At 49.1% G+C, this 4,757-nt stretch carries 6 protein-coding genes and 1 pseudogene; 6 read left to right on the top strand and 1 reads right to left on the bottom strand.

Going from position 1 to position 4,757, the window contains the following annotated elements; all coding sequences use genetic code 11:
- Window positions 1–77 precede the first annotated feature (77 nt).
- Window positions 78–758: pseudogene (intI1, locus tag NA389_RS21815) on the bottom strand (class 1 integron integrase IntI1); the annotation flags it as partial.
- A gap of 291 nt (window positions 759–1,049) precedes the next feature.
- Here intI1 and NA389_RS21810 point away from each other — a divergent pair.
- The 6 genes from NA389_RS21810 to NA389_RS21785 form a co-directional block, all read left to right on the top strand.
- Entirely contained in the window at window positions 1,050–1,604 is a 555-nt protein-coding gene (locus tag NA389_RS21810) for a fluoroquinolone-acetylating aminoglycoside 6'-N-acetyltransferase AAC(6')-Ib-cr5 (RefSeq protein ID WP_063840321.1), read from the top strand.
- 130 nt (window positions 1,605–1,734) lie between these two features.
- Complete coding sequence (locus NA389_RS21805) at window positions 1,735–2,565, top strand: oxacillin-hydrolyzing class D beta-lactamase OXA-1 (protein ID WP_001334766.1); 831 nt, start codon at window positions 1,735–1,737, stop codon at window positions 2,563–2,565.
- Window positions 2,566–2,702: 137 nt separating this feature from the next.
- Complete coding sequence (locus NA389_RS21800; protein ID WP_000186237.1) at window positions 2,703–3,335, top strand: type B-3 chloramphenicol O-acetyltransferase CatB3; 633 nt, start codon at window positions 2,703–2,705, stop codon at window positions 3,333–3,335.
- Window positions 3,336–3,419: 84 nt separating this feature from the next.
- Window positions 3,420–3,872: an NAD(+)--rifampin ADP-ribosyltransferase Arr-3 gene (locus tag NA389_RS21795; protein ID WP_001749986.1), complete on the top strand. Its 453-nt coding sequence runs from the start codon at window positions 3,420–3,422 to the stop codon at window positions 3,870–3,872.
- A 222-nt stretch (window positions 3,873–4,094) separates the two neighbouring features.
- Window positions 4,095–4,442, top strand: coding sequence for a quaternary ammonium compound efflux SMR transporter QacE delta 1 (locus NA389_RS21790; protein ID WP_000679427.1), 348 nt, complete (start codon window positions 4,095–4,097; stop codon window positions 4,440–4,442).
- A partial coding sequence (locus NA389_RS21785; RefSeq protein ID WP_223602031.1) for a dihydropteroate synthase occupies window positions 4,436–4,757 on the top strand: 322 nt, incomplete at its 3' end. The genes NA389_RS21790 and NA389_RS21785, both read left to right, overlap by 7 nt.

Genomic DNA, 4,757 nt, shown 5'->3' with positions numbered 1-4,757 from the left:
TGAATGGGTTCATGTGCAGCTCCATCAGCAAAAGGGGATGATAAGTTTATCACCACCGACTATTTGCAACAGTGCCGCCAGGAATGCCCGGCGCGCGGATACTTCCGCTCAAGGGCGTCGGGAAGCGCAACGCCGCTGCGGCCCTCGGCCTGGTCCTTCAGCCACCATGCCCGTGCACGCGACAGCTGCTCGCGCAGGCTGGGTGCCAAGCTCTCGGGTAACATCAAGGCCCGATCCTTGGAGCCCTTGCCCTCCCGCACGATGATCGTGCCGTGATCGAAATCCAGATCCTTGACCCGCAGTTGCAAACCCTCACTGATCCGCATGCCCGTTCCATACAGAAGCTGGGCGAACAAACGATGCTCGCCTTCCAGAAAACCGAGGATGCGAACCACTTCATCCGGGGTCAGCACCACCGGCAAGCGCCGCGACGGCCGAGGTCTTCCGATCTCCTGAAGCCAGGGCAGATCCGTGCACAGCACCTTGCCGTAGAAGAACAGCAAGGCCGCCAATGCCTGACGATGCGTGGAGACCGAAACCTTGCGCTCGTTCGCCAGCCAGGACAGAAATGCCTCGACTTCGCTGCTGCCCAAGGTTGCCGGGTGACGCACACCGTGGAAACGGATGAAGGCACGAACCCAGTGGACATAAGCCTGTTCGGTTCGTAAACTGTAATGCAAGTAGCGTATGCGCTCACGCAACTGGTCCAGAACCTTGACCGAACGCAGCGGTGGTAACGGCGCAGTGGCGGTTTTCATGGCTTGTTATGACTGTTTTTTTGTACAGTCTATGCCTCGGGCATCCAAGCAGCAAGCGCGTTACGCCGTGGGTCGATGTTTGATGTTATGGAGCAGCAACGATGTTACGCAGCAGGGCAGTCGCCCTAAAACAAAGTTAGATGCACTAAGCACATAATTGCTCACAGCCAAACTATCAGGTCAAGTCTGCTTTTATTATTTTTAAGCGTGCATAATAAGCCCTACACAAATTGGGAGTTAGACATCATGAGCAACGCAAAAACAAAGTTAGGCATCACAAAGTACAGCATCGTGACCAACAGCAACGATTCCGTCACACTGCGCCTCATGACTGAGCATGACCTTGCGATGCTCTATGAGTGGCTAAATCGATCTCATATCGTCGAGTGGTGGGGCGGAGAAGAAGCACGCCCGACACTTGCTGACGTACAGGAACAGTACTTGCCAAGCGTTTTAGCGCAAGAGTCCGTCACTCCATACATTGCAATGCTGAATGGAGAGCCGATTGGGTATGCCCAGTCGTACGTTGCTCTTGGAAGCGGGGACGGACGGTGGGAAGAAGAAACCGATCCAGGAGTACGCGGAATAGACCAGTTACTGGCGAATGCATCACAACTGGGCAAAGGCTTGGGAACCAAGCTGGTTCGAGCTCTGGTTGAGTTGCTGTTCAATGATCCCGAGGTCACCAAGATCCAAACGGACCCGTCGCCGAGCAACTTGCGAGCGATCCGATGCTACGAGAAAGCGGGGTTTGAGAGGCAAGGTACCGTAACCACCCCATATGGTCCAGCCGTGTACATGGTTCAAACACGCCAGGCATTCGAGCGAACACGCAGTGATGCCTAACCCTTCCATCGAGGGGGACGTCCAAGGGCTGGCGCCCTTGGCCGCCCCTCATGTCAAACGTTGGGCGAACCCGGAGCCTCATTAATTGTTAGCCGTTAAAATTAAGCCCTTTACCAAACCAATACTTATTATGAAAAACACAATACATATCAACTTCGCTATTTTTTTAATAATTGCAAATATTATCTACAGCAGCGCCAGTGCATCAACAGATATCTCTACTGTTGCATCTCCATTATTTGAAGGAACTGAAGGTTGTTTTTTACTTTACGATGCATCCACAAACGCTGAAATTGCTCAATTCAATAAAGCAAAGTGTGCAACGCAAATGGCACCAGATTCAACTTTCAAGATCGCATTATCACTTATGGCATTTGATGCGGAAATAATAGATCAGAAAACCATATTCAAATGGGATAAAACCCCCAAAGGAATGGAGATCTGGAACAGCAATCATACACCAAAGACGTGGATGCAATTTTCTGTTGTTTGGGTTTCGCAAGAAATAACCCAAAAAATTGGATTAAATAAAATCAAGAATTATCTCAAAGATTTTGATTATGGAAATCAAGACTTCTCTGGAGATAAAGAAAGAAACAACGGATTAACAGAAGCATGGCTCGAAAGTAGCTTAAAAATTTCACCAGAAGAACAAATTCAATTCCTGCGTAAAATTATTAATCACAATCTCCCAGTTAAAAACTCAGCCATAGAAAACACCATAGAGAACATGTATCTACAAGATCTGGATAATAGTACAAAACTGTATGGGAAAACTGGTGCAGGATTCACAGCAAATAGAACCTTACAAAACGGATGGTTTGAAGGGTTTATTATAAGCAAATCAGGACATAAATATGTTTTTGTGTCCGCACTTACAGGAAACTTGGGGTCGAATTTAACATCAAGCATAAAAGCCAAGAAAAATGCGATCACCATTCTAAACACACTAAATTTATAAAAAATCTAATGGCAAAATCGCCCAACCCTTCAATCAAGTCGGGACGGCCAAAAGCAAGCTTTTGGCTCCCCTCGCTGGCGCTCGGCGCCCCTTATTTCAAACGTTAGACGGCAAAGTCACAGACCGCGGGATCTCTTATGACCAACTACTTTGATAGCCCCTTCAAAGGCAAGCTGCTTTCTGAGCAAGTGAAGAACCCCAATATCAAAGTTGGGCGGTACAGCTATTACTCTGGCTACTATCATGGGCACTCATTCGATGACTGCGCACGGTATCTGTTTCCGGACCGTGATGACGTTGATAAGTTGATCATCGGTAGTTTCTGCTCTATCGGGAGTGGGGCTTCCTTTATCATGGCTGGCAATCAGGGGCATCGGTACGACTGGGCATCATCTTTCCCGTTCTTTTATATGCAGGAAGAACCTGCATTCTCAAGCGCACTCGATGCCTTCCAAAAAGCAGGTAATACTGTCATTGGCAATGACGTTTGGATCGGCTCTGAGGCAATGGTCATGCCCGGAATCAAGATCGGGCACGGTGCGGTGATAGGCAGCCGCTCGTTGGTGACAAAAGATGTGGAGCCTTACGCTATCGTTGGCGGCAATCCCGCTAAGAAGATTAAGAAACGCTTCACCGATGAGGAAATTTCATTGCTTCTGGAGATGGAGTGGTGGAATTGGTCACTGGAGAAGATCAAAGCGGCAATGCCCATGCTGTGCTCGTCTAATATTGTTGGCCTGCACAAGTATTGGCTCGAGTTTGCCGTCTAACAATTCAATCAAGCCGATGCCGCTTCGCGGCACGGCTTATTTCAGGCGTTATGCAGCCAAATCCCAACAATTAAGGGTCTTAAAATGGTAAAAGATTGGATTCCCATCTCTCATGATAATTACAAGCAGGTGCAAGGACCGTTCTATCATGGAACCAAAGCCAATTTGGCGATTGGTGACTTGCTAACCACAGGGTTCATCTCTCATTTCGAGGACGGTCGTATTCTTAAGCACATCTACTTTTCAGCCTTGATGGAGCCAGCAGTTTGGGGAGCTGAACTTGCTATGTCACTGTCTGGCCTCGAGGGTCGCGGCTACATATACATAGTTGAGCCAACAGGACCGTTCGAAGACGATCCGAATCTTACGAACAAAAGATTTCCCGGTAATCCAACACAGTCCTATAGAACCTGCGAACCCTTGAGAATTGTTGGCGTTGTTGAAGACTGGGAGGGGCATCCTGTTGAATTAATAAGGGGAATGTTGGATTCGTTGGAGGACTTAAAGCGCCGTGGTTTACACGTCATTGAAGACTAGTCCTTTGCATAACAAAGCCATCAAACCGGACGCCAGAGATTCCGCGCCTGTTGCGCATGGCTTCGCCATTTTATGCGCAATAGGCGCGCCACCCTGTCGCCGTTTATGGCGGCGTTAGATGCACTAAGCACATAATTGCTCACAGCCAAACTATCAGGTCAAGTCTGCTTTTATTATTTTTAAGCGTGCATAATAAGCCCTACACAAATTGGGAGATATATCATGAAAGGCTGGCTTTTTCTTGTTATCGCAATAGTTGGCGAAGTAATCGCAACATCCGCATTAAAATCTAGCGAGGGCTTTACTAAGCTTGCCCCTTCCGCCGTTGTCATAATCGGTTATGGCATCGCATTTTATTTTCTTTCTCTGGTTCTGAAATCCATCCCTGTCGGTGTTGCTTATGCAGTCTGGTCGGGACTCGGCGTCGTCATAATTACAGCCATTGCCTGGTTGCTTCATGGGCAAAAGCTTGATGCGTGGGGCTTTGTAGGTATGGGGCTCATAATTGCTGCCTTTTTGCTCGCCCGATCCCCATCGTGGAAGTCGCTGCGGAGGCCGACGCCATGGTGACGGTGTTCGGCATTCTGAATCTCACCGAGGACTCCTTCTTCGATGAGAGCCGGCGGCTAGACCCCGCCGGCGCTGTCACCGCGGCGATCGAAATGCTGCGAGTCGGATCAGACGTCGTGGATGTCGGACCGGCCGCCAGCCATCCGGACGCGAGGCCTGTATCGCCGGCCGATGAGATCAGACGTATTGCGCCGCTCTTAGACGCCCTGTCCGATCAGATGCACCGTGTTTCAATCGACGGCACTGTTGCAAAGTTAGCGATGAGGCAGCCTTTTGTCTTATTCAAAGGCCTTACATTTCAAAAACTCTGCTTAC

The sequence above is a fragment of the Salmonella sp. NW645 genome, from assembly GCF_051703725.1.
In the GTDB taxonomy this organism is placed as follows: domain Bacteria; phylum Pseudomonadota; class Gammaproteobacteria; order Enterobacterales; family Enterobacteriaceae; genus Salmonella; species Salmonella enterica.
The sequence above is the reverse complement of the archived record's forward strand: the minus strand, read 5'-3'. Positions and strand labels throughout refer to the sequence as shown.